Source organism: Streptococcus xiaochunlingii (assembly GCF_006385805.1).
Lineage (GTDB): Bacteria > Bacillota > Bacilli > Lactobacillales > Streptococcaceae > Streptococcus > Streptococcus xiaochunlingii.
Window position 1 is genome coordinate 64227 of record NZ_VFSG01000002.1, and the last position, 22696, is coordinate 86922.

Sequence of the window (22696 nt, forward strand, 5' to 3'; positions counted from 1 at the left end):
CGGTTTTTTGCTTGACTTTATCCGCAGTCGGTAAAGAACGGAAGATAATACCTAATTTTAGGAGGAATTTAAGAATGGCGGAAGACATTCAAACACAAACTGACCAGTCAGTAAATGCTGGAGAAACCGTTGAGTCACAAACTCAAGAGCAATCTATCAAGACATTCACTCAGGAAGAAGTGAATGGTCTTGTCGCTAAAGAGTCCAAGAAAGCACAAGAGAAAATCTTCAAAGACCTAGGGTTTGAAAATTTCAAGAGTGCTAAAGAAGGACTTCAACAACTCAAAGAGTGGAAAGACTCACAAAAGAGCGAGGCTGAAAAACGGTCAGAGGCGCTTGCTGTTAAAGAGAAAGAGCTAGAACTTGCTTTGTCGGACAAAAAGAACCTGGAAGCAAAACTGTCAGCTCTGACTTTGGGAGTAAATGCTGAGTCTGTTGACGATGTCATCACTCTATCTGCTCGCTTGGTGACAGATGAGGTATCTATTGAGGATGCTATCGGCCAAGTATTGCAGAAATATCCTCAATTTGGTCACGCAGAGCAAGCTGAGGAGAAGAAACCAACATTCTCAGTCGGAGGCAATCCAACGGCTGAAACAAATCGAGAAGATGCCTTTATGAAGGCATTAGGACTAACAAATTGATAGGAGAATAATCAATGACAATTAACTACATCACTAAACACGAGGGCACGTTTGAAAAGAAATTGATGCAAGGTGCCCTTACAAGCATTTTGGAAACACCACGGGTAGACTGGTTGGGCGCTAAATCGTTTGAATTACCTACGATCTCTGTAACAGGCTATAAGACACACACACGCTCTAAGGGCTACAATGCTGGGACTGTTTCAAACGACAAGAAAGTTTACACTCTCGGTTTTGACCGTGACGTTGAGTTCTTTGTAGACAAAGCAGACGTAGACGAAACAAACCAAGAGCTTTCAGCTGCCAACGTATCTAACACATTCATCACTGAGCACGCAACTCCAGAAGTTGACGCTTACCGCTTTTCTAAACTCGCAACAGAAGCTATCACAGGTACACACTTCAAGTCTGAAACTGACTTGTCAGAAGTGAACATCTACTCACGCTTGAAATCTGCCCTTTTGCCAGTTCGTAAATACGGTGCCCAAAATATCGTTATGTACGTTTCAAGCGAAGTAATGGACTTCCTAGAACGCTCTAAAGACTTCACACGCTCAATCGCTACTACATCACCTCAAGGAATTGACACCCGTGTTACGTCGCTTGATGGAGTTCAAATCATCGAAGTTTGGGATGATGCACGTTTCAAGACTAAGTTTGACTTTACGACAGGTTTTGTCAAAGCGTCAGATGGTAAAGATATCAATTTCTTGATCGTTGCTAAGCCAGCAGTTATTGCAAAGGCTAAATTCAACTCAATCTATCTTTTCGCTCCTGGTCAACACACGGAAGGGGATGGCTATCTGTACCAAAACCGTCTTTATCACGATCTTTTTGTCCTTGACACTAAAAAAGATGGTGTCTATGTATCTCATAAATCAGCTTAATAGGGGGTGAAACATGAAGAAGTACGAGAAAGACAATCAAGTCTACACTGTTCAGGAGGGCAGTGAACTTGAAATCCAATTGATTGCTGATGGGTTCAAGGAGAAGAAAGAGGAAAAAGACTCTGTCTCTGACCCTTACAGTAAAATGACCATGGATGAATTGAAAGCCCTTCTTGAAGAGCGTTCTATCCCACTTCCAGAGGGAAAAGTTACTAAAAAGGATCTTACAGCCCTTTTAGAAAAAGGTAACGAGGAGGAATAAACTAAATGGCTAAATATAAAGCTACATCAAACGTCGTATTTCTTATCGACGGCCATGAACAAAACTACGACAAAGATGTTGAATACGACATGGATGTCAAGTCAGCAGATGAGCTCAATGCCAAAGGTGAGCTCTCGCATCCAGAACTCAGCCCGTTTTTTGAACGTGTTGATAAGGAAGAAAAACAAGCAAAGGCGGATAAATAACCCCGCCTTTTTTAATTGGAGGTGGTTATTATCGCTTATTTAACTCAAAACGAATTTGAACAACTTGGATTTGATGATGTTGAAAACTTTGAGAAGTTAGAAAAGAGGGCTGAGGTTGCTATCAATCTCTTTTTAGGCAATTTCTACAGTGCTGTAGATTTTGAAAGAGATTATGAACCAAGGAAGCAAGCGGTCAAGTTGGCTACAGCTTACCAGGTGGCCTATTTGGACGCTAGTGGCATTATGACAGCTGATGATAAACAGTCAGTGTCTAGTGTGTCCCTTGGACGTACCTCTGTGAGCTACAAAAATAGCTCTAAGACTTCTCTTGAGAGTGCTAGATATAATCTATCACTTGACGCCCTGAACGCTCTGAAAGGGGCAGGATTTGGTTATAGGGGGGTAGGTTATGACAGGTATTGACAAGCGTTTGCTAGTTGATGCTGTGACGATCCAGAAGCCAACAGGCGAGACAGATGGGTGGGGAAAGCTAACACTAGATGCCCCGATTACCCTCAAGCCTGTTAGATTTGATAGACAGTATCAAACACAAGGCACACAGAACAACCGCACAGCGTCTAGGCCTAGCGTCCTATTCGTGTATCCAAAGTACTGCCCTATAGTCCTAGATGAAACCTTTGAGAATGCTATCGTAAACGATGGCAAGCGAGAATACAGAGTGACAACAGTGATCCCTGTCAGTCATCCGCACAATGGCAAGATATTCTGTTATGAAGTGGAGTGCATCTGATGGGAGTTGGTGTATCTGTAAAAGTTGACCTCAAAGGGATTGAAAACAAGGTATCCCCCGCAGCATTAGCTAAGGGTAAGTTAGCGATTGCTAGCCAGATGAAAAGTGATATGGCTCGTTTTATCCCTCGAAAGGATGGAGAACTTAGCGGTAGCGGGTCTGTTTTAAAAGACAGTATCCGATACCCTGGGCCGTATGCTAGAGCTCAATTTTACGGTTCCAGCTACAACAAACATCGTAGCTTTGTGTTTAGAAAATACACAACAGCAGGAACTGGCAAACGCTGGGACCTTAAAGCCTCAGCTATCCATGTGAAAGATTGGGGCAAAGTAGGACTAAGAGCAATGGGAGTGAAAGCATGAGTAATAATGATTTTTCAAAGGTCCTAAGAGACCACATCAACACGCTAGGCCTACCTCTGCCTTGTAAGCTAGATTATCTAGCAGAGCGTGAGGGCTTAGTGTTATATCCACTACCTGGTGGCAAGGTCGAAAAGGAGTATATGAATGGTAAACAGCTAATCAGTTTGGTTTATGAGGTGGCGATCAAAACGACTGACCACGAAAAAACCAGCTCTATCCTGTGGACCATCAATCATGCTCTTGCTGATTTCAACCTTGAACTACCAAGTAAAAACAATTCGTATCAATTCATGAGCCTTGAAGTCTCACAGCCATTTCTTAATGACCGTGACGAACAAGGCTTTTATATTTATATGCTGGACGTAACAGCAAAATTAGAAACAAATGGAGGAAATTAAATGCCAAAATTAAAAAATGCCAAACGCAAGCACTTTATTGCCGAATGGTCAGCAGACAGTGCAGCTACTGAGCCAACAGGCGACGCTTGGAAATGGCTTGCAGATGGGGTAACCACTGCAGAAGTTGAGAACGACGAAGAAACAGATGACGTTGCGTACTACAACGGTGACGGTACCAAGAAAACCGTTGTTACATCTGTTAAAAAAGGTTACAGCTTTGAGGGCGACTACATCCGTGAGGATGCAGCTCAAGCGCTCATTGCATCTAAAGAGCTCAAAACTGGTGATGATCGTAATCTTTGGTTCAAAGTGGTTGAAGCAGATGGCAAGACTCAAAAAGTTGGCGTAGCTACTGTCTCAGACATCAAAATCGGTGGCGGTGAGGCTTCCGAATACGAAGCATTCGAGGCTACTATCAGCTGGAACTCTGCACCTAAAGAGTCTGCTGTTGTGGGCTAATAACTTAACTCAAAGGGGAGTCTAACGCTCCCCTTTTTATTTTTGATTAGTAGGAGAATAACAAAATGGTAGTAATTAAAAAGCGTAACAATATTATCCCTGTAGAGTTTGGCGGTTTTACTCTTGAGTTTGTATCAAATGACTCAAGCATCCGCAAAATGGAAGAAGTCGGCAAGAAATTGCAAAAAGAGGGCGGAGAGTTGGCTGAAAAAGCTGACAACAATGCTCTTGACGCCTTACAAGGTATGGTCAAGGAGTCATGGACCGCTCTATTCGGTGTTGAGGCTTATGATAAAGTCTACGCATTCTCTGGTGAGTCCACAGTAGACGCTATGGCTTACCTACTTGAGACAATCGCTGGTGTTGTGAACGAATGGGAGCAACGCAACAATGTGGACGCACTCAAAAAGTATCTAAGTGACTAACATGCTGGATCTATCAAGGAAGTTAACAGATGAGTTGGTCCTTGGTGATGATGTGTATCCGCTAAATATCGCCTTTAACAAGGTTTTGAAAGTCGTAGAGCTAATCAATGACAGTGATATCGAGGACATCTACAAGCCTTATCTAGCTATTCAGATTTTCACGGGCGTAGATTTTACCTCTAAGTTATCGCCAGAAGAGGCAACAGCGATCTTTAAGATGATATTTGAGGAACACGTCCGAATAATCCCAGTGAAAGACACAACTCCAGTGTTAGACCTAGCTGGCAATACAATTAAGAGCAAAATACGCTCACAATCCCAGTCTGAGGACGGAGAGCGTCTGTTTAGCTTGAAGTATGATGCTGAGTACATCTACGCATCATTTTTGCAGGCTTATGGTATCGACTTGATGGATGCACAGAACAGCCTACACTGGAAAAAATTCAACGCCCTATTAAATGGGCTACCTAGTGACACAAAGTTTGCTGAGGTGCTTAAAATAAGGGCCTACAAGCCCCAAAAAGGCGACAGCAAGAAGTACAAGGAGAGTATGAAAGAACTCAAGAAAGAGTACGCTCTACCTAAAGAATTTGACTACTAATCGGAGAAAGGAGGTACACAATGGCAGATGGTTCGGTTACTATCAAGGTTGATATGGATAGCTCTGATGCCAAGTCTGGCGTCAGCAAGCTTAAAGCCTTATTTGGTGGTCTCGAAAGTGCCAGCTCAAAAGCTGGGTCTGTGTTTAAGTCAGTACTCGGTGCCAACTTGATTAGTTCGGCGCTAACAAGTGGCATCAGCACAATTACTGGCGGTATTCGTGATATGGCCTCTGAACTTAATGGATCGCAAAAAGCCTGGAAAACATTTGAGGGGAACCTCCAAGCATTTGGACGGTCAACCGATGAAATTAAGGCAGCTAAAGCCGAGATGCAGGATTTTGCTACTAAGACCATCTACTCAGCCTCTGACATGGCTAGCACCTACTCACAGCTTGATGCTGTTGGTACTAAAAATGTTGGTAGTCTAGTTAAGGCCTTTGGTGGACTTGCTGCATCAGCAGAAAACCCAGCACAGGCTATGAAATCACTATCCACTCAAGCGACACAGATGGCAAGTAAGCCTAAAGTGGCTTGGATGGACTTCAAGATTATGATGGAGCAAGCCCCAGCGGGTATGGCAGCAGTAGCCAAAGAGATGGGGATGTCCACAGCCGAGTTAGTATCAGCTGTGCAAGACGGGAAAATCAAGACTGAAGATTTCTTCGATGCTATGAACCGAGCAGGTAACTCTGATGCATTCCAGAAAATGGCTACAGAGTTCAAGACGGTTGACCAGGCAATAGATGGAGCAAAAGAAAGTCTAGCCAACAAATTGATGCCTGTCTTTGAGAAACTGAACTCATTCGGGATCAAAGCAGTAAATGCCTTATCTGACGCCCTTGGCAAAATTAACTTTGACAAGATGGCTGAGGGACTAGGTAAATTCTTCGATGGCATCAACATCGAAGCTATTATCTCTAACGTCAGCAATACCATCTCTAACGTTGTTTCAAAGATTAAAACCTTTTGGTCTGCATTTGCTAACACAGGAGCTGTGTCAGCATTCGCTGGAGCAATCAAAAGTATTGCTGGAGCTTTGGGGCATGTTTGGGAGAGCCTAACAGCTTCAAACGTGCTAACAACACTAGGCAATGCTCTTGGTACAGTCGTTAAGTGGCTATCTCAGGCTGCAACAATGGCTGCTAACTTCGTAAAATCATTGCCGACTGGAGTCATTCAAGCAATCGCTGGCGGGCTAGTAGGTCTGATTGCTGGTTTCAAGGCCTTTAACTTCCTGAAATCGTTCAATCCTTTTGGGATGTTCCAGAAAAATGCTACTACTGGGATCAGCGGAGTGCAATCTGTTGTTAGAAGCGCAAGCAATGGCATCGTGAATGTCATTCGTAGTCTGGGTCAGAGTGTGGCTGCCGCTGCTAGAGGTATTGGACAAGGAATAGGTGCCGCATTTAGGGGCATTGGGCAAGGGTTATCTATGGTTAATCCTGCTACTATCCTTGCGCTCTCTGTCGCTATCTTAGCTGTAGGTGCAGCAATGGCGCTGGCTGGTATGCAAGGCGCTGGAATTGCTAAAATCTTGCAAGGTATCGGTAGCGTGATTGAGTCGGTAGGCCAAGCGTTCGCTACTATCGCAAGCTCAATCATCGGCGCATTCGCCAAGGCGATCGTTACTATTGCCCCAGCCGTTCAGGCTTTCGTGCCTGTCATTCATGCTATTGGGGAGGCTATCGGGACTGTTGTGGTAGCAGTCGGCTTAGTAGCACCACAATTAGCAATCTTAGTCAATGCATTTGGTACAGCATTCAGCTCTATTATTCAGGCTGTAGGCACCGCTGTTCAATCTATAGCGTCTGGTATCGCCCAAATTGTTACGGCGTTTGCTCCAATTGTAGAAACTATCGGAAACACAATAGTCCAAGTAACTCAGATCATCATGACGAACCTGCCACCAGTGCTGGAAGCTGTAGCCCCTATCATTGAAACATTAGGGAATGTATTTACAACTACTGCTCAGATTATCGCTAACGCTATTGTACAGATTGTACAGGCTTTAGTCCCAGTAATGCCAGCAGTGGCACAGGTGGCATCGGCTATTGGCTCAGCGGTATCATCTATTGCCGAGGCGTTCGCCAGTGTAGTTGGCCAGATTGCTCCAATCATTGACAGCCTATCTAATCTATTCACTAGTGTTGGCTCTGCTATCCAGAGTGCTCTCACTCCTGTAGCTCCAATCATTGAGGCGTTTGGTAACTCCGTCAAGTCTGTATTTGAGGGAGCGGCAGATGTCATTCGTGCATTTGGTGATGCAGTTAAAAGCATTTTAGACGGTGTTTCTGGTGTTATCAAATCCATCGGCCAAGCAATCAAAGACGCTGGTCAAGGATTTAAACTGTTTGGTGAGGGTGTTAAACTTGCTGGAGACAACGGGCTACAAGCTGCTGCTGGTATCGGTGCAGTTGCTGCGGCGGTCCTTGGACTTGGTGCAGCTTCTGCTGGTGGTAACTTAAACGGCTTTCGTGCCGATTTGGACAAACTGGATACAGTCATGTACAAAATTAGTGGCAGAAACGTTGGCGCAGTATTCTCACAAATGGGGAGCGGTATGCAGATAGCTGCAAACATGGTGTCCAGATTAACAACTGGCCTGCCATTAGTAGCAACTGCAATGCAACAGCTAGGCCCTGCCTCTACAGCATCAGCTACTGGAATCCGTTCATTTGCTCAAGGATTTTCTTTACTTGGTGCATCGCTCTCTGGAGCTGTACCGATGTTTACACAAATGGCAAGTAGTTTCACACGCTTCAACTCTGGTATCACAACAGCAACATCAGCCATGACTATGTTCGGATCAGTGTTAGCTAGTATCCAGGGCGTGCTAAGTTCGGTTGTATCATCTCTAACGTCGTTCTTATCTACTAGTACGGCTGTTAATGCATCTGTGCAGTCTATGCAAGCATCATTTATGAGCCTTGGCTCATCGCTGGCAACGTCTGGTACTATGTTCGGACAGTTAGGGGCAGTGATGACGGCAGCAATGTCTCAAGTGGCATCTGCCGCTATGTCTGGCATGTCAAGAGTAGAGTCTGTAATCCGTTCTAGCATGATGCAAGCAGTAGCATCGGTTACTAGTAGCATGATGCAGATTGTTATGGTTATAAGAATGTCAGCGGTCCAAATGACTCAAGCAGGTCAACAAGCAGGGCGTGGCGTTGCTAATGGCGTAACTAACGGCATCCGTGCTGGCATTGGATCAGCAACAGCTGCAATGTCAGCAATGGTCAACGCAATCCGTTCTACAGCGGCAGCGGGCGCTGGCATGATGGTAGGAATTGGTGCCATGATTGGCCAAGGCTTGGCTCAGGGTATGTATTCAGCTCTCGGAGCTGTTACAGCGGCAGCCAACGCTCTTGTAGCACAGGCTGAGCGTGCAGCTCAAGCTAAAGCCAAAATCCACAGTCCATCACGGCTATTCAGGGACAATGTCGGGCGCTATATCGCTCAAGGTATCGCTGTAGGTATCGAGCAAAACACGTCTGATGTGACCGATAGCCTAGCTTACGTGCAAAGAGAGATGTCAGCGTTTAAATTTGGCGTTGAGGATCTCTTAGGTCTTGGCAATAGTACCCTATCAAGCCAATTCAAGCTTAAATCACGCACAGAACGTGCTGAGACAAGCCAGATTGAAGTGATTAGAGAGCAATCGGACAAAGCTCTCACTAGAGCGCTAGAAGTGGCTGAGGAGGCTGTTAAGCGTCCAGTCAACTTGATGCTTGATGATGGTACTCTGGTTGCTAAAATCGGGGCTCCTATGACTAACTTCCAAAATGACAAGTTAATGCTGGATAACATGATGAGAGGGATAATTCGATGAACAATGACACTATAATTTTCAATGGATTTGACCTCTCAAAGGTCATCCGCATAATTGAAATCATCCGACCTGTGGGGAATGAAAGGTCAATCACTACCAATAATGCCCCACGGTTGGGAGTTAATCTGCAAGAAGTGAGAACTGGGCCCAAAATCATCAAGGTTAAGTTTGCCATGCAGTTTTCTGATGGTGTGAGCCTTGAGCAAGCCAAGCACACGCTGGCTGGTGTCTTCAAGACCAATGAGGCAGTTAAAATAACCATCAGTGACGAGCCAGACAAGTACTATATGGGCTTGATCTCTGGCTCTGTCAATATGGACAACGTAACCCGTTGGTTCCAAAAAGGGGAGTTGGAAATCCTTATCCCTGATGGTGTAGCTCATAGCTCAACCTATCGACGATTTGAAAATGGGACGGCATCAGGTGACAAGATCACATTCGACCTTATCAACAATGGCAATGATGATGCAGTCCCTGTAATCACTGTTAAAAACAACTCAGAGAACGGATACATCGGTCTTGTTAATGTAAATGGGGCCTTAGAGGTCGGAGACCGTGAGGAAGCCGATACAGAGCAGTACAGACGTTCTGAGGTGCTATTTGACTATCGAGATAGCAAAATCACAACAGGTCTATCGCAGGCCCAAAAGAATGTAGCTGTTTTGAATGATACAAGTCAAAATTTAAAAGGTACCGTCGGGATTGATAATGCTTGGGGACGTCCACATTTAGCCTTGACTAGTCGAGGTAGTGGACCTCAACCAAACAATGCAGGCTCTTTGAGCTGGACAATCCCAGCAGATAGCTCAGGAGCTACTGGCTCTCTTAATGACTATATCTGGTGGAGGCAGGTTTTTTGGCTTGGCGCTGCCAACGAGTTTGGTTTTATCAAACTGACTGTCTCTGACGACCAGGGACAGTTTTTGTATGGAGTTGAGACGTTCAAACGGTATAACGGCTTAGGTTGTGAGTATAACTTCATGGCTAGCAACGGTAGAGGTGGCTACAACATGGTTAAGCAGTGGAGTTTTACAGGGACGCATTGGGATTATCACAACCCATTCAATGAGCCCAGGGGATGGTCTGATATCAAACGCAATGATGATCAGGTCACTGTTTTTTGGTGGGGTGGATATAACACGTTTACGATCCCCGAAATTAAAGGTAGAAAGTCAGCTAAAATCCATGTGGCTTTTGGAGCACTTGGTAATAAACCTCTAGTAACTCACATGTACCTTGATAGCATTTACTATCAAAAGGATTTTGTTAGTGCAACCAGAGATGTCCCAAACCGCTACCCGATGGGATCAAATGTGATTTTAGATTGTGAGAATGACACGGTTATCGTTGATGGGATTGAGCGAGTGATGGACATTGTCCACGGCTCAAATTTCATCACTATCCCTCCTGGCAACAGTAAACTAGAGGTTTATTGTTCGAGCTGGGCAAGGGTCAAGCCGTCGGTGAAAGTAGAATTTAGAGAAAGGTATCTATAGCTATGTTATTAACAATACATGACTCAGGATTGAGGAAAGTAGCCTTTATTGACAACTCAAAACAAGGCACTCTGAACTTTTTCAACGATACCTGGACAAGATATCTGGACACTGGGTCTAGTACTTTTGATTTTACCGTCTTTAAAAAGGCTATCACCTCGGACACTGGCCAGAAAAAAGCCTATAACTACCTCAACGAAAAGGCCTTTGTATCGTTTAGATACAAAGGTAAGGATTACTTGCATACGATCCGCAAGGTCGAAGAGAATGAGCAAGTTATCAAGTGTTACGGTATCAATCTAAACCTTGAACTTATCAATGAGTATGCAAACCCTTATAAGTCTCCTAAATCCATGACTTTTGAAGAATACTGCAACGCCATGGATTTGCTCAACTTTACTTTTCTTAAAATAGGAGTAAATGAGGTATCCACTAAGAAAATCTCTGCTGAGTGGGAAGGCACAGACACAAAACTCAACCGACTACTTAGCTTAGCTAATAAATTTGGGGCAGAGATTGAATTTGATATCAAATTCAATGCAGATAGCTCCATTAAGTCATTCATCGTCAATGTCTACCATGAGAACGATGATACACATCAAGGAGTAGGGCGACTTAGCCCTACTATCTTGAAATATGGCAAAAACCTCAAAACAATCAAACGAACTGTAGATAAAACCAACATCTACAACCTTGTTGTACCGACAGGGCGAGATGACCAAGGCAATGTTATCAACATCTCTGGCCTTGGTTCCTGGTCTGTCAATAATGCAAAGGGTGAACGTGAGTTTTACCAGTCGGGAGCGGCGCTATACGCTCCTCTATCTATGCAGATGTTCCCGTCAACGTTTACCCACTCAACAGGTGGACTTGACCAGTGGATCAGAAAGGATATGACGGTAGAAAGCTCAAATCCTGAGGTTATTCGTTCTGCTGCCTATAGGGAACTAAAAAAGAATTGCTACCCAGCTGTTACTTACGAAGCCGAGGGCTTTGCAGATCTCGATATAGGCGACACAGTACACGTATATGATGATGGTTTTAGCCCTACTCTGTTGCTTAAAATGCGAGTGTCAGAGCAGACTATCAGCTTTACTAGCCCACAGAATAACAAGACTACTTTCTCAAATGCTAAAGCTCTTGAAAATCGGCTATCTCAAGGTATCCAACAACAGCTAGATAGGCTTATTGAGGAGGCTCGACCATATACCATCAAGTTTGCTACAGACAACGGTACAGTCTTTAAAAATGGGCAAGGCCAGTCTATTGTGACCCCTACCTTGTTAAAAGGCAACAAAGTCGTAGATTGTGGCTGGAGATGGACCGTAGATAGTGAAATCAAGTCCACTAGTGCTAGATATACTGTCAAAGCCTCTGAAATCAATCAGAAGATTGTCCTAAATGTATCGGCTTGGATTGATAACAAAGAGGTGGCATCTGACCAGTTAACGCTTATCAACGCACTTGATGGCTCAATAGGTGCACCAGGGCCTAAAGGGGACCCTGGACCTAAAGGAGACCCTGGGCCCAAAGGGGATAAAGGGGACAAAGGCGCTATCGATGAAACTCAGCTACAAGAAATCAAGACACGTATTGAGTCAAAAGCAGACCATGCATTGACTCAGGATCAGCTTAATGCTCTGAGCGAAAAAACTGGGATCATCCAAGCAGAATTAGAGGCCAAGGCAAGCGCTGACACACTTGACAACTGGGTTAAAGCCTATCAGGACTTTGTCAAATCAAATGAGACGGCACGGGCTCAGGCAGAAAAAGACCTTATCTCAGCTAGTCAGCGTGTTTCTACGATAGCTAAAGACCTTGGAGAGCTGTCTGATCGTTGGAATTTCCTTGATACCTACATGAGTTCATCAAATGAGGGCCTTGTTATTGGTAAGAATGACGGAAGCTCTAGCCTGATGTTTAACCCAAACGGGCGCATCTCGATGTTTTCGGCTGGTGTTGAGGTCATGTATATTTCTCAAGGGGTCATTCACATTGAAAATGGTATTTTCTCAAAAACTGTACAAATCGGACGGTTCAGAGAGGAGCAATACCACATCAATCCAGATATGAATGTAATTAGATATGTAGGAGGCAACTAATGGCAGAATTTTGGTCTAATGATGATAGAGGATACCGCATCCGTTTATGGGTTGACCAAGTATCTCAAAATACACAGGACAACAGCAGTCAGGTCAGGGTCAGATTGGCTTTGTTAAATACTACTACAGCCTTCGCTCAATACAGTTGCTCTGCATGGGTAGACTTGGACGGACGACGCTTGAATTGGACGGGCAGCCCTAACATGACTAGTTACAACTCAACTATCTGGCTGATAGATCAGACTATCACAGTAGGACACAATGCAGATGGTTCTAAGTCATTTGGGCTGTCTGCTAGTTTTAGTGGTAGCGGTGGGTGGTCTCCAGGAACGTTGTCCATCGGGGGTAACTCATTTACCCTAACGACTATCCCAAGATCAAGCTCTGTTAGTGTTGGTGCTGGTATTATTGGCAGCCCGATTACTATCAATATCAGCCGTCAAAACCCTAGATTTAAGCATACTATCCGCTATCACTGGGGCAACAAGCAAGGAACGATAGCAAGTGACGTAGATACAAGTGCCACATGGGTAATTCCTCTTGATTTTGCTAATGACATCCCAGACTCAACAACAGGCGCAGGGACAATCTACGTCGATACTTACTCAGGAGGGACTAGGACAGGGACGCAGTCAGTTACGCTTACAGCAAGTGTACCAGCTAGCATCAAACCAACTTTTTCAGGTTTTTCTTTGTCAGACTCTAATACAGCTGCTCAAAATGTGGTACCAAACACCAATACATTTATTCAGGTCATTTCTAATATCAAGGTAGCTTTCAGTGGGGCAAGCGGATCGTACGGATCAACCATCACTGGTTATCGTGCTGAAATCGTTGGCAAAAACCAAGCCACCAACATCAATGGCGGAACACTAGGCATCATGAACTACAGCGGGTCTATCACTGTAAGAGCTAGAGTAGTCGATAGCCGTGGCCGTTGGTCAGAGACAAAAGATATCCAAGTTAAAGTACTTGAATATTTTGCCCCTGCTTTGAGTTTTAGCATCGCACGAACAGGATCAACATCTAGCACGTTAACCGTGACTAGGAATGCTAAGGTAGCCCCTCTGTCAGTAAATGGTGTACAAAAAAATACCATGGCACTCACGTTTAAAGTTGCCAGACTTGGTGCCGAGGCATACACTCCAGACAATGGGCCAGCTAGTGGCACATGGTCAAGTATAAGCACGCTAGTCAACTCTCAAGCCAATCTTGCTGGTAATTATCTGGCTAATCAGTCATGGGTAGTCATTGGTGCACTTGAAGACAAATTTACACGCACTGAGTTTGCTGTGAACGTAGCCACAGAGAGCGTAGTCTTCTCTTATGACCGCTCAGGGGTCGGAGTCAATAAAATCCGAGAGCGTGGAGCTTTGGACGTTCGAGGCGATATTTATGCAAATGATAAGCCTATACAACAATATCAACTTACTCAAAATAATGGTATGTTGAATAGAGGAGGTTGGAACCAACCATGGAATGTTCAAGCTACTACTATAGATTGGCGTGATAATCGTCATGCAGATCACCCAATAGGTAAGAATGGTCAATGGGGACTATTTCAAAATTACTGGCTCGATACTTGGAAAGGTGCTCAGTTCTTTACTGATTTTGGTCAAGGGCGCCACTTCCTGAGGTATTACAATAACGCTCGTGAATGGAAGCCTTCACCATGGAAGGAATTTGTATTTACAGATAACCCGGGCCTTGTTAAAACAACAGATTGGACGCCTGCTGGATTTAAAGATTCATTCTATAAGCGTGTTGGAGACGTCTTATCTGTTCGATTTAATTTTGTAGGTAATGGTGGTAATATTCCATTTGCCAATATACCACTAGATATCTTTAAAGCGCCCCAATCCTACATGTTTGTAGTCGCAGGTTGGGGTATCAATGGTGGTGATGGTAATATACACGTCCAGGTTAATAAGGACACGGGAACATTTCACGCACTAGCTACTCATAATGGTGTAACTTATCTCGGACAACTAACTGTCATGATTTAATTCACCGAACTAACTAAAGGTACCCGCTATAATAATTATTTTAGGAAAGGAGATTTAAGTGTCTAAATTAGAATTTAAATCGAAATCTTTGGACTACGACTCGACTAATAGTAAGAAAACTCATATTATTCTTGTTGATGATGTCGGGTCTATAGTCCATGTATATTTGGACGAGTCTGTAATAGACTTACCTAATGCTGAGTTGTATCAGCAAGCAATGCAAAAGCACTATGATATCAATTTCCCTCGTAAAGCTGAAAATGAGAAGATTGATAAGGTGCAAGAGCAGATCGCAGGTATCGACAGTGCTATGGATATCATTGTCGCATTTGCAGTCACAACAAAAGATGGTATGATCGCTTCTACGTATAAGAAAATTGCTTCAGTAGCAAAACCGCTTACTGCAGGGAAACGATACAGTAACGGTGATGTTGTAGCAATGCCTTATCCATTCGATACGAATCCGAAATGGCCTAAAGATACTTTGACCTTATTCACATTTGTAATGCAAGAGTCTGAAGGATATTCTTATAAATCCCAAAAGGTAGAGGATATGCTACGTCAAGGTACTCTTACTATGGTTATGCCACGGATTGACTAAAAGGAGGGACTATGACATGGCTTGATGTATTTGAGAGGATTATACATGAAATATCTCAACTAGGTCCTACAATCGGTCTTATCGTATCTAGCTGGTTTGGATTGCTCGCAGGCAGGTCTGGCAATCTCAACAAACAACAGTTTAATGAGCTCAAGGATGAACTTGGAGCAATCCAGCACTCAGTCAATGATATCCGAGAGGTAGGAGAAGACAATAACAAAAAGATTAGTGAGGTTAATGACAAGCTAATCGTCCATGATGAGGCTCATTTGGTAACAATGTATCTACGGTTAGAGCGTGATATGACTGTTGCAATCAACCGAGGGTACACTACTGTACATGAGTCTGATATCGTGCATAGAATGCACGAGAACTACAAGAAACTTGGTGGAAACGGGCGCATAGATAGCCTTTTCACCAAATATAATTATTTAGAAGTGAGGAACTAAAACATGAATAAAATCAACTGGTCTGTACGTTTCACGCTTAAAAACAAAGCGTTTATGACCCGCTTGGCCCTTGCCATCGCTTTGCCGATTTTGACTTACTTCGGCCTTAACTTCCAGGATCTGACAAGCTGGGGCGCTGTATTTAGCTTGCTTGGCAAGTTTGCGTCTAACCCTTATCTTATCGGTTTGACAATCGCAAACGTCCTCAATATCGTTCCAGACCCTACTACAGCTGGTTTTGGAGATAGTAAGCGTGCGCTTAACTACTACGAGCCACACAATGACTAAAAGGCTATTTATTAAAATAGTGCTTTTTTTGTTAGCCGTCATCTCGTTCTGGGTGACGGCTTTTGATTTTAGAAAGGAGCAATAAATGGCTACTTTAAATGATATTTTGGGATATGCAGAAGGGTTAGCAGATGCTGGCACTGGTGTATCTATGAGCAAATGGGGGATGCAATGTGCTGCACTACCTAATGCAATCTCTACTTACTTTTTCGGCAAAACTCTCTGGGGCAATGCTATTGATCTACTCAATTCTGCCCGTGATTTAGGTTATGAGGTGGAATATAACCAAGAGGGCAATGCGGACAGCAAACCACGAGCTGGGGCTGTATTTGTACAAGAAACCACCTACTTATTCGGCCATTCATACGGCCATACAGGCCTAGTCATCGAAGATAGTGACGGATACACTATGCGTACCATCGAGCAGAATATCGATGGCAACGAAGACAGCCTATATGTGGGAGGCCCAGCACGATACAATACCCGTGATTTCACTGCCATTGTTGGATGGTTTTATTTCCCAGTTGACGGTAAGCCTGCACAAGTAGAGCCTATCACACCATCAGAGCCTCTCACGGTCAATTCTAGCGCCTTTAATGAGGAGGCTGGAACATTTACGGTGGAAGTATCTGCGCTCAATGTACGGGCTTCTGCAGGGCTTCTAGGAGAGATTGTGGCAGTCTATACCGCCGGTCAAGAAATCAATTACGACGGCTGGTTAGATAACGATGGGTATATCTGGATCACGTACATTGGGGCGTCCGGTAACCGTCGTTATGTGGCTGTAGGACAATCCGAAAACGGCCAACGTGTCACAGACTTTGGCTCATTCGCTTAACTAAAAGAAAGGGAATACTTTCTAAATTCATAAATCAACCCCTCCGTTTTTGGAGGGGCTTTTTTTATTGCCGTTAAAACAGACATTTTTGCTATTGTCTATTACAACGGAAAAAAGAATTTTAGTGACCTTGATTGAAATGTTAGTTGTTTTGCTCATTATCAGCGTTCTTCTCTTGCTCTTTGTTCCGAACTTGACCAAGCAGAAAGATTCGGTAACAGATACAGGAAATCGAGCAGTCGTCAAAGTCGTGGAGAGCCAGGCTGAGCTCTATGAACTCAATCATCAGAATGAAAAAGCTAGTCTTTCTAAGCTAGTCGCAGAAGGACAAATCACTCAAAAACAAGCAGAAGCCTACCGTGCTCACTATGTGAAGAATGCAGGTGATCACCGTGCGGTTGCAGATTAAAGCTTTCACCCTTTTAGAGAGCTTACTAACTTTAGGTATCGTCAGTCTTCTATGTTGGCTGCTAGCTGGGTCAGTCCATCAAGCCTTTGGGCAGGTAGAAGAAACATTGTTTTTCTCGGAATTCGAACGGGTCTATCAGGAGACACAAAAGATGAGTATTGCAAAAGAGGAGAGAGCTCTCCTTTCCATCGACCACGGTGGGGTTCATAGTCCCTATCAAGAATTACCGCTTCCAAAAGGGGTGGAAGTGGTCAGAGAGAAGCAACTGACCTTTGATCCAGCAGGAGGCAATTCAAGCCTGACCAAGATTCAATTTCAGACAGAGAAAGAGGTGGTGACCTATCAGTTGGCAATTGGGAATGGAAAAATTAAAAAATCGACGGCTCCCCGCTAGTCTCTTGTTAGAAGGACTGATTGCTCTAGCGATGTTTGGTGTCCTCACGACCCTTGTGCTGGGAGAGCTAGGGGACTCACGACAGCAGCGCTTAGAAGAGTTGAGACAAGGAGAAGTCTTGCGAGTCGCAAAAATGGCGATCCAGACCAGGCAGGATCAATTGAGCATCAATCAGGTCGGTGTCCAGGTGGAGAGGTCTGCCAAGTCCATAAAGGTCTATCATGAAGGAAAGGTTGTGATTGCTGTTGAAAAGAACTAAACTGCCAGCCTTTACGTTACTGGAGGCCTTGGTTGCCCTGCTCGTCATCAGCGGTGGTTTATTGGTGTTTCAAGGATTAACAAGCCTTTTGCGTCAAGAACTCCAGTACCAAAGTCACATCAAGCAAGAGGAGTGGCTTCTCTTTCAGGACCAGCTGGACATTGAATTGTCTCGTAGTCAATTTGAAGAGGTCAGAGACAACAAACTCTATCTTGTTCAGGATCAAAAACCCATAGCCATTGGACTGGCTAAGGGGGGAGATATCCGAAAGACAGATGCGACTGGCCGTGGCTATCAACCGATGATAAATGGAGTTGAATCCGCCTGGATTGAAAAAAGAGGAGATCTGGTGTCTATTCAACTGCGCTTTGAAGAAGGGTTAGAAAGGGAGGTGGTCTACCGTGTGGTGGAAAAGGATAAAAAAGAAGCAGATTGAGGCCGGGATCCTTCTTTATGCCCTTTTTATGTCGGCGGTTTTTAGTCTCTTGCTTCAGTTTTACCTGAACAGACAAGTGGCAGAGAGACGGATCCTCCTTGCTAGTCAGCACCGGATCCAGGCTTATGCGCAAGCTCAATTGGCGATTGATACTTGGGATCGGGAAGAAAAAACTATGACCTTCTCAACTGGCCGAGTCGATTTGGAAGAAAAATCGGGCTTTGCCAACGTAACGAGTCACTTACAAGATGGGGGAAGCTACCATTTCACCTTTGCTCTACCTCCTCGGGAAAAGAAAAAAACCGACAAGAAGGAAAAGGAGAAGCAGGCTCCAGATTCAGCCACACACCACCCGACCACGACTGAGGAATAGAAGCCTCAGGTCTTCGAAAAGCATAGCGAAAACTCTTAAAATTTGATATGATTAAAAGATGGAGGAAAGCATGAATTTCGAAAAAATTGAGAAAGCCTACGGCTACCTATTAGAGAGTACCCAAATTATCCAAAATGATTTGCAGACCAACTTTTATGATGCTCTAGTGGAGCAGAATGCCATCTATCTGGATGGGCAAACAGAGTTGACTCTAGTGAAGGAAAATAACCAGCGGCTGAAGGACTTGAACTTGAGCAAGGAAGAGTGGCGTCGCTCCTTCCAGTATCTTTTGATGAAGGCTGCCCAAACAGAGCCCCTACAGTTCAATCACCAATTTACGCCAGATGGGATTGGATTTCTTCTGGTCTTTCTAGTGGATCAGTTGGCTAGTTCCGATCAAGTAGATGTGCTAGAAATTGGGAGTGGAACAGGTAACTTAGCCCAAACCTTGATGAACAACTGTCAGCGTTCCTTAGATTATTTGGGCTTGGAAATGGATGATCTCTTGATTGACCTTGCGGCTAGTATGGCAGAAGTGATGAAGGCGGATGTGAATTTTGCCCAAGGTGATGCCGTTCGTCCACAAGTTTTGAAAGAGAGCGATGTGATTATCAGCGATTTACCTGTCGGTTATTATCCAGATGATGCCATTGCGAGTCGTTACCAGGTCGCTTCCCCTCAGGGGCACACCTACGCCCATCATTTATTGATCGAACAATCGCTAAAATACTTAAAACCAGGTGGCGTCGCTGTTTTTCTAGCTCCGAATGATCTTTTGACAAGCGAGCAGAGTCCTCTGTTGAAAAAATGGATGCAGGATCATGCTCAGGTCTTGGCCATGGTGACCTTGCCAGAGAACCTCTTTCGATCAGCCAATCTAGCAAAAACCATCTTTGTTTTACGCAAGCAAGAAGAAGCGGTGGTCCAACCATTTGTCTATCCTTTGACTGATTTGCAAGACCAGGAAGACCTCGTGAAATTCCGTGAAAGTTTTCAAAACTGGAATAAAGAAAGTGAAATTTAAACAAAATTTTGCTATAATAGGAGTGAAAACGCTTAAAGAGGTAAAAAAATGACGAAAACAATTGCAATTAATGCAGGTAGTTCAAGTTTGAAATGGCAATTATACCAAATGCCAGAAGAAACAGTTTTGGCAAAAGGGCTCATCGAGAGAATTGGACTTAAAGATTCCATTTCGACAGTAAAATTCGATGGTCGAGCAGAAAAACAGGTTTTAGATATTGAGAACCACACACAAGCGGTTAAAATCCTTCTCGATGATTTGATTCGTTTTAATATTATTGCTTCCTACGATGAAATCACTGGAGTAGGACACCGTGTCGTAGCAGGTGGTGAGTACTTCAAAGAGTCTGCTCTTGTAGATGAAGAAGTCATTCAAAAGGTTGAGGAACTTTCTTTGTTGGCTCCATTGCACAATCCTGCCAACGCTGCTGGGATCCGTGCCTTTAAAGAATTGTTACCAGATATTACCAGTGTTGTTGTATTTGATACCTCTTTCCATACAACAATGCCTGAAAAAGCCTATCGTTATCCTCTTCCAACTAAGTACTATACAGAAAACCAGGTTCGTAAATATGGGGCTCACGGGACTAGCCATGAGTATGTAGCCCACGAAGCTGCTAAGCTACTTGGAAAACCAATCGAAGAGTTGAAATTAATCACCTGCCACATTGGGAATGGGGCTTCTATTACAGCGGTAGACAAAGGAATTTCTGTCGATACGTCTATGGGCTTCACACCACTTGGTGGAATCATGATGGGAACACGTACAGGGGATATTGACCCTGCTATTATTCCTTACTTGATGGAGCACACAGAGGACTTCAAAAGTCCAGAAGATATCAGTCGTATCTTGAATCGTGAATCTGGTCTACTAGGGGTGTCTGAACTTTCTAGCGATATGCGTGATATTCACGAAGCCATGCGCAATGGAAATGACAAGGCACTTTTGGCCAACGACATTTTTGTCGATCGTATTAAGAAATACATCGGTCAATACTTTGCTGTCTTGAATGGAGCAGATGCTATCATCTTCACAGCTGGTATCGGGGAAAATTCTAAAACAATCCGTGAACAAGTCATTAACGGGATGACTTGGTTTGGTTGTGAGCTTGATCCAGAAAAGAATGTCTTTGGTGCAGAAGGAGATATTTCAACAGCGGATGCTAAAGTGAGAGTTTTGGTCATCCCAACGGACGAAGAATTAGTCATTGCCCGTGATGTTGAACGCTTTAAAAATAAGGGGTAAGACTTTATTCTAAAAAAACAAGTGAGAAGAGGCTGATTTGAAGCGCCTCTTTTTTCTATTGTGCGACTACTACTTGGGCTTGCCCCAGTAGCTCATCTATGCTATACTAGAAAAATAGTTTGACAATCGAGGTAAAATAATGGAAAATTGGATGGAGAAAAAATGGGTTTCAAATGGTCTGTGGTTACTAATTGGAATACCGTTATTTATAGCGACTCAACTACCCATGATCGCTTTGATCTTGGGGATTAAAAATGCTTGGTCAAATTGGACGATTAATAGTCTAGTCCTTGGGGTTACCATGCTCCTCGTTTATTTGCTTTGGTGGTTTATGAAATGGAGTCCACTTGATTCACTAGATTTTTCACGCATCAAAGGCAGAGATATTGGGCGAAATTTCCTTTATTTTCTCCTGTTGCTGGCCAATAATGCTCTTGGGGTTAACCTTCTTCGACAGTTGGGAGAGGCGACAACAGCTAACCAAGAGACCATCCAAGGGGTGGCTTCCTTGGCCCCTCAGCTGGCAATGGGGTTGCTCATTGTCGTAGTGGCGCCTTTAGGAGAAGAAATTATCTGTCGAGCTGTGATTCCCCGCTTGATCTTTAAGGGGTATGAAAAAATTGGTTATTTGGTTGGGGCTCTTGTTTTTGCCTATTTACATACACCAAGTAATCTTGGTTCCTGGATCATCTATGGGGGCATGTCCCTCATCTTGACTTGGGTTGCCTACCGCTACAAACGAGTAGAATATTCGATTTTATTGCACTTTACCATGAATGCTTTTGCCTTTCTGATAACTATTCTGGTTTCTTTTCTTCCCGCTTAAAATATGGTAGAATGATAGGACCAATGGGTTTTATTCAGAAGCTTTGGTAAGCTACCAAAGAAGCATCTAGGCGAAGATAGAGACAAACTCGGAGGTTGGAAAGATTCTAACCTCTTTTCTATGCTTGGTTGGCTTTTCTTAGAAAGTTGAAGGAAGATATGTCAAAGAGTGAATGGAGACAACTAGGCAAGGATCGGACCCTTCTATGTGGCATCCTCAATGTCACCCCCGACTCCTTTTCAGATGGTGGACGTTACCAAACGGTAGAAGGAGCTCTCGAGCAAGCTCGAAAATTAATAGCAGAAGGAGCAAGCATACTGGATATTGGTGGGGAGTCCACACGTCCAGGGAGTCATTTTGTGGAAATTCAGGAAGAAATCCAGCGAGTCGTGCCAGTCATTGAAGCGATTCGAGCAGAGAGTGATATCTTGATTTCGGTTGATACTTGGAAGTCAGAGGTCGCTCGTGTAGCCCTAGCAGCTGGTGCAGACTTGATCAATGATATTACAGGCTTGTTAGGGGATCCACAAATGGCGAGGGTGATTGCAGAAGCTCAGGCTGGAGCCATTCTTATGTTTAATCCAGTCATGGCTCGTCCTCATCATCCAAGTTCCGTCATTTTTCCGACCTTTGGTTTTGAGCCGGTCTTTTCATCAGAGGAGTTGGTGCAGTTTGAAGGTCTCTCTATCCAAGACTGCATGTGGACCTTCTTTGCTAAGAGCCTTGAGCGGGCAGAGGAAGCAGGATTGAGTCCGGATCAACTCTTCTTAGATCCTGGTATTGGTTTTGGCTTGACCAAGCGGGAAAACCTCCAACTTTTGCAGGACTTAAAAACCATTCATGCTAAGGGGTATCCAATCTTTTTAGGAGTCTCTCGGAAGCGCTTTGTGGTCAATATTCTGGAAGAAGAGGGATTTGAGACTGACCCTGAAACGAAAGAAGGATTCTATAATCGGGATTTGGCCTCTAGTCATTTGACGAGTGTGGCTGCCAGCCAAGGGGTAGAAATTGTGCGTGTGCATGATATCCCCCTCCATAAGATGGCGGTAGCTATCGGTAGTGCGATCTACCAAGCCGATCAAGCGCAGGACCTTCATTTGAAACAATATCGCTAAAGAAAAGAGA

General features: G+C 44.0%; 28 protein-coding genes. All 28 read left to right on the forward strand.

All coding sequences use genetic code 11. The features are described 5' to 3' along the window. Positions 1-74: 74 nt before the first annotated feature. The 28 genes from FJR71_RS07690 to folP all read left to right on the forward strand — a co-directional run bounded on the left by FJR71_RS07690 (position 75) and on the right by folP (position 22686). On the forward strand, positions 75-644 hold the full coding sequence (locus FJR71_RS07690) for a hypothetical protein (RefSeq protein WP_140814494.1): 570 nt from the start codon (positions 75-77) through the stop codon (positions 642-644). Between the two features lie 14 nt (positions 645-658). After that, a complete protein-coding gene (locus FJR71_RS07695) occupies positions 659-1531 on the forward strand; it encodes a hypothetical protein (RefSeq protein WP_140814495.1) in 873 nt (290 codons plus the stop codon). Between the two features lie 13 nt (positions 1532-1544). Beyond that, positions 1545-1793 (forward strand): hypothetical protein, encoded by a 249-nt coding sequence (locus FJR71_RS07700; RefSeq protein ID WP_140814496.1) that lies wholly within the window; start codon positions 1545-1547, stop codon positions 1791-1793. 5 nt (positions 1794-1798) lie between these two features. Further along, positions 1799-1999: a hypothetical protein gene (locus FJR71_RS07705; protein WP_140814497.1), complete on the forward strand. Its 201-nt coding sequence runs from the start codon at positions 1799-1801 to the stop codon at positions 1997-1999. Positions 2000-2014: 15 nt separating this feature from the next. Further along, the gene (locus FJR71_RS07710; RefSeq protein WP_140814498.1) at positions 2015-2422 is read left to right on the forward strand and encodes a head-tail connector protein; all 408 of its coding nucleotides are present in this window, start codon (positions 2015-2017) and stop codon (positions 2420-2422) included. Then, on the forward strand, positions 2409-2750 hold the full coding sequence (locus tag FJR71_RS07715; RefSeq protein ID WP_140814499.1) for a putative minor capsid protein: 342 nt from the start codon (positions 2409-2411) through the stop codon (positions 2748-2750). The genes FJR71_RS07710 and FJR71_RS07715 overlap by 14 nt, the downstream gene beginning before the upstream one ends. Then, complete coding sequence (locus tag FJR71_RS07720) at positions 2750-3112, forward strand: minor capsid protein (RefSeq protein WP_140814500.1); 363 nt, start codon at positions 2750-2752, stop codon at positions 3110-3112. Before FJR71_RS07715 ends, FJR71_RS07720 begins: the two co-directional genes overlap by 1 nt. Continuing rightward, complete coding sequence (locus FJR71_RS07725; RefSeq protein ID WP_140814501.1) at positions 3109-3510, forward strand: minor capsid protein; 402 nt, start codon at positions 3109-3111, stop codon at positions 3508-3510. Before FJR71_RS07720 ends, FJR71_RS07725 begins: the two co-directional genes overlap by 4 nt. After that, the gene (locus FJR71_RS07730; RefSeq protein WP_140814502.1) at positions 3511-3969 is read left to right on the forward strand and encodes a phage tail tube protein; all 459 of its coding nucleotides are present in this window, start codon (positions 3511-3513) and stop codon (positions 3967-3969) included. A 65-nt stretch (positions 3970-4034) separates the two neighbouring features. Next, entirely contained in the window at positions 4035-4394 is a 360-nt protein-coding gene (locus FJR71_RS07735; protein ID WP_140814503.1) for a Rossmann-fold NAD(P)-binding domain-containing protein, read from the forward strand. Between the two features lies 1 nt (position 4395). Then, positions 4396-4995 carry a Gp15 family bacteriophage protein gene (locus FJR71_RS07740; RefSeq protein WP_140814504.1) on the forward strand — a complete coding sequence of 200 codons (600 nt, stop codon included), beginning with the start codon at positions 4396-4398 and terminating at the stop codon, positions 4993-4995. Between the two features lie 20 nt (positions 4996-5015). Next, on the forward strand, positions 5016-8825 hold the full coding sequence (locus FJR71_RS07745) for a tape measure protein (RefSeq protein ID WP_140814505.1): 3810 nt from the start codon (positions 5016-5018) through the stop codon (positions 8823-8825). Continuing rightward, positions 8822-10321 carry a distal tail protein Dit gene (locus tag FJR71_RS07750; protein ID WP_140814506.1) on the forward strand — a complete coding sequence of 500 codons (1500 nt, stop codon included), beginning with the start codon at positions 8822-8824 and terminating at the stop codon, positions 10319-10321. Before FJR71_RS07745 ends, FJR71_RS07750 begins: the two co-directional genes overlap by 4 nt. A gap of 2 nt (positions 10322-10323) precedes the next feature. After that, positions 10324-12423, forward strand: a complete 2100-nt coding sequence (locus FJR71_RS07755; RefSeq protein ID WP_140814507.1) for a phage tail spike protein — start codon at positions 10324-10326, stop codon at positions 12421-12423. After that, positions 12423-14429, forward strand: coding sequence for a DUF859 domain-containing protein (locus FJR71_RS07760; RefSeq protein ID WP_140814508.1), 2007 nt, complete (start codon positions 12423-12425; stop codon positions 14427-14429). The genes FJR71_RS07755 and FJR71_RS07760 overlap by 1 nt, the downstream gene beginning before the upstream one ends. Before the next feature lie 58 nt (positions 14430-14487). After that, positions 14488-15030, forward strand: coding sequence for a DUF1366 domain-containing protein (locus tag FJR71_RS07765; RefSeq protein ID WP_140814509.1), 543 nt, complete (start codon positions 14488-14490; stop codon positions 15028-15030). An 11-nt stretch (positions 15031-15041) separates the two neighbouring features. Beyond that, the gene (locus tag FJR71_RS07770) at positions 15042-15479 is read left to right on the forward strand and encodes a hypothetical protein (RefSeq protein ID WP_140814510.1); all 438 of its coding nucleotides are present in this window, start codon (positions 15042-15044) and stop codon (positions 15477-15479) included. A gap of 3 nt (positions 15480-15482) precedes the next feature. Further along, positions 15483-15767 carry a phage holin gene (locus FJR71_RS07775; protein ID WP_140814511.1) on the forward strand — a complete coding sequence of 95 codons (285 nt, stop codon included), beginning with the start codon at positions 15483-15485 and terminating at the stop codon, positions 15765-15767. A gap of 85 nt (positions 15768-15852) precedes the next feature. After that, the gene (locus tag FJR71_RS07780; protein ID WP_140814512.1) at positions 15853-16605 is read left to right on the forward strand and encodes a CHAP domain-containing protein; all 753 of its coding nucleotides are present in this window, start codon (positions 15853-15855) and stop codon (positions 16603-16605) included. 139 nt (positions 16606-16744) lie between these two features. Continuing rightward, a complete protein-coding gene (gene comGC / locus FJR71_RS07785; protein ID WP_048717660.1) occupies positions 16745-17014 on the forward strand; it encodes a competence type IV pilus major pilin ComGC in 270 nt (89 codons plus the stop codon). Next, complete coding sequence (comGD, locus tag FJR71_RS07790) at positions 16983-17408, forward strand: competence type IV pilus minor pilin ComGD (protein WP_042507426.1); 426 nt, start codon at positions 16983-16985, stop codon at positions 17406-17408. The genes comGC and comGD overlap by 32 nt, the downstream gene beginning before the upstream one ends. After that, positions 17374-17667, forward strand: coding sequence for a competence type IV pilus minor pilin ComGE (comGE, locus tag FJR71_RS07795; RefSeq protein WP_140814513.1), 294 nt, complete (start codon positions 17374-17376; stop codon positions 17665-17667). The genes comGD and comGE overlap by 35 nt, the downstream gene beginning before the upstream one ends. Continuing rightward, positions 17651-18103, forward strand: coding sequence for a competence type IV pilus minor pilin ComGF (gene comGF, locus FJR71_RS07800; RefSeq protein WP_172605126.1), 453 nt, complete (start codon positions 17651-17653; stop codon positions 18101-18103). The genes comGE and comGF overlap by 17 nt, the downstream gene beginning before the upstream one ends. Continuing rightward, the gene (gene comGG, locus FJR71_RS07805; protein WP_140814515.1) at positions 18069-18476 is read left to right on the forward strand and encodes a competence type IV pilus minor pilin ComGG; all 408 of its coding nucleotides are present in this window, start codon (positions 18069-18071) and stop codon (positions 18474-18476) included. The genes comGF and comGG overlap by 35 nt, the downstream gene beginning before the upstream one ends. Positions 18477-18546: 70 nt before the next feature. Beyond that, positions 18547-19500 carry a class I SAM-dependent methyltransferase gene (locus FJR71_RS07810; RefSeq protein WP_140814516.1) on the forward strand — a complete coding sequence of 318 codons (954 nt, stop codon included), beginning with the start codon at positions 18547-18549 and terminating at the stop codon, positions 19498-19500. A gap of 48 nt (positions 19501-19548) precedes the next feature. Further along, entirely contained in the window at positions 19549-20745 is a 1197-nt protein-coding gene (locus tag FJR71_RS07815; RefSeq protein ID WP_140814517.1) for an acetate kinase, read from the forward strand. 151 nt (positions 20746-20896) lie between these two features. Then, complete coding sequence (locus FJR71_RS07820; RefSeq protein ID WP_246040144.1) at positions 20897-21571, forward strand: CPBP family intramembrane glutamic endopeptidase; 675 nt, start codon at positions 20897-20899, stop codon at positions 21569-21571. A gap of 158 nt (positions 21572-21729) precedes the next feature. After that, positions 21730-22686, forward strand: a complete 957-nt coding sequence (gene folP, locus FJR71_RS07825) for a dihydropteroate synthase (RefSeq protein WP_140814519.1) — start codon at positions 21730-21732, stop codon at positions 22684-22686. Positions 22687-22696: the final 10 nt, after the last annotated feature.

Excerpts from the sequence above, each read along its gene's own strand:
- FJR71_RS07690 (WP_140814494.1), top strand. The coding sequence starts at position 75 with ATGGCGGAAGACATTCAAACACAAACTGACCAGTCAGTAAATGCTGGA.
- FJR71_RS07695 (WP_140814495.1), top strand. The coding sequence starts at position 659 with ATGACAATTAACTACATCACTAAACACGAGGGCACGTTTGAAAAGAAA.
- FJR71_RS07700 (WP_140814496.1), top strand. The coding sequence starts at position 1,545 with ATGAAGAAGTACGAGAAAGACAATCAAGTCTACACTGTTCAGGAGGGC.
- FJR71_RS07705 (WP_140814497.1), top strand. The coding sequence starts at position 1,799 with ATGGCTAAATATAAAGCTACATCAAACGTCGTATTTCTTATCGACGGC.
- FJR71_RS07715 (WP_140814499.1), top strand. The coding sequence starts at position 2,409 with ATGACAGGTATTGACAAGCGTTTGCTAGTTGATGCTGTGACGATCCAG.
- FJR71_RS07720 (WP_140814500.1), top strand. The coding sequence starts at position 2,750 with ATGGGAGTTGGTGTATCTGTAAAAGTTGACCTCAAAGGGATTGAAAAC.
- FJR71_RS07725 (WP_140814501.1), top strand. The coding sequence starts at position 3,109 with ATGAGTAATAATGATTTTTCAAAGGTCCTAAGAGACCACATCAACACG.
- FJR71_RS07730 (WP_140814502.1), top strand. The coding sequence starts at position 3,511 with ATGCCAAAATTAAAAAATGCCAAACGCAAGCACTTTATTGCCGAATGG.
- FJR71_RS07735 (WP_140814503.1), top strand. The coding sequence starts at position 4,035 with ATGGTAGTAATTAAAAAGCGTAACAATATTATCCCTGTAGAGTTTGGC.
- FJR71_RS07740 (WP_140814504.1), top strand. The coding sequence starts at position 4,396 with ATGCTGGATCTATCAAGGAAGTTAACAGATGAGTTGGTCCTTGGTGAT.
- FJR71_RS07745 (WP_140814505.1), top strand. The coding sequence starts at position 5,016 with ATGGCAGATGGTTCGGTTACTATCAAGGTTGATATGGATAGCTCTGAT.
- FJR71_RS07750 (WP_140814506.1), top strand. The coding sequence starts at position 8,822 with ATGAACAATGACACTATAATTTTCAATGGATTTGACCTCTCAAAGGTC.
- FJR71_RS07755 (WP_140814507.1), top strand. The coding sequence starts at position 10,324 with ATGTTATTAACAATACATGACTCAGGATTGAGGAAAGTAGCCTTTATT.
- FJR71_RS07760 (WP_140814508.1), top strand. The coding sequence starts at position 12,423 with ATGGCAGAATTTTGGTCTAATGATGATAGAGGATACCGCATCCGTTTA.
- FJR71_RS07770 (WP_140814510.1), top strand. The coding sequence starts at position 15,042 with ATGACATGGCTTGATGTATTTGAGAGGATTATACATGAAATATCTCAA.
- FJR71_RS07775 (WP_140814511.1), top strand. The coding sequence starts at position 15,483 with ATGAATAAAATCAACTGGTCTGTACGTTTCACGCTTAAAAACAAAGCG.
- FJR71_RS07780 (WP_140814512.1), top strand. The coding sequence starts at position 15,853 with ATGGCTACTTTAAATGATATTTTGGGATATGCAGAAGGGTTAGCAGAT.
- comGC (WP_048717660.1), top strand. The coding sequence starts at position 16,745 with ATGTTAGTTGTTTTGCTCATTATCAGCGTTCTTCTCTTGCTCTTTGTT.
- comGD (WP_042507426.1), top strand. The coding sequence starts at position 16,983 with ATGCAGGTGATCACCGTGCGGTTGCAGATTAAAGCTTTCACCCTTTTA.
- comGE (WP_140814513.1), top strand. The coding sequence starts at position 17,374 with ATGGAAAAATTAAAAAATCGACGGCTCCCCGCTAGTCTCTTGTTAGAA.
- FJR71_RS07810 (WP_140814516.1), top strand. The coding sequence starts at position 18,547 with ATGAATTTCGAAAAAATTGAGAAAGCCTACGGCTACCTATTAGAGAGT.
- FJR71_RS07815 (WP_140814517.1), top strand. The coding sequence starts at position 19,549 with ATGACGAAAACAATTGCAATTAATGCAGGTAGTTCAAGTTTGAAATGG.
- FJR71_RS07820 (WP_246040144.1), top strand. The coding sequence starts at position 20,897 with ATGGAGAAAAAATGGGTTTCAAATGGTCTGTGGTTACTAATTGGAATA.
- folP (WP_140814519.1), top strand. The coding sequence starts at position 21,730 with ATGTCAAAGAGTGAATGGAGACAACTAGGCAAGGATCGGACCCTTCTA.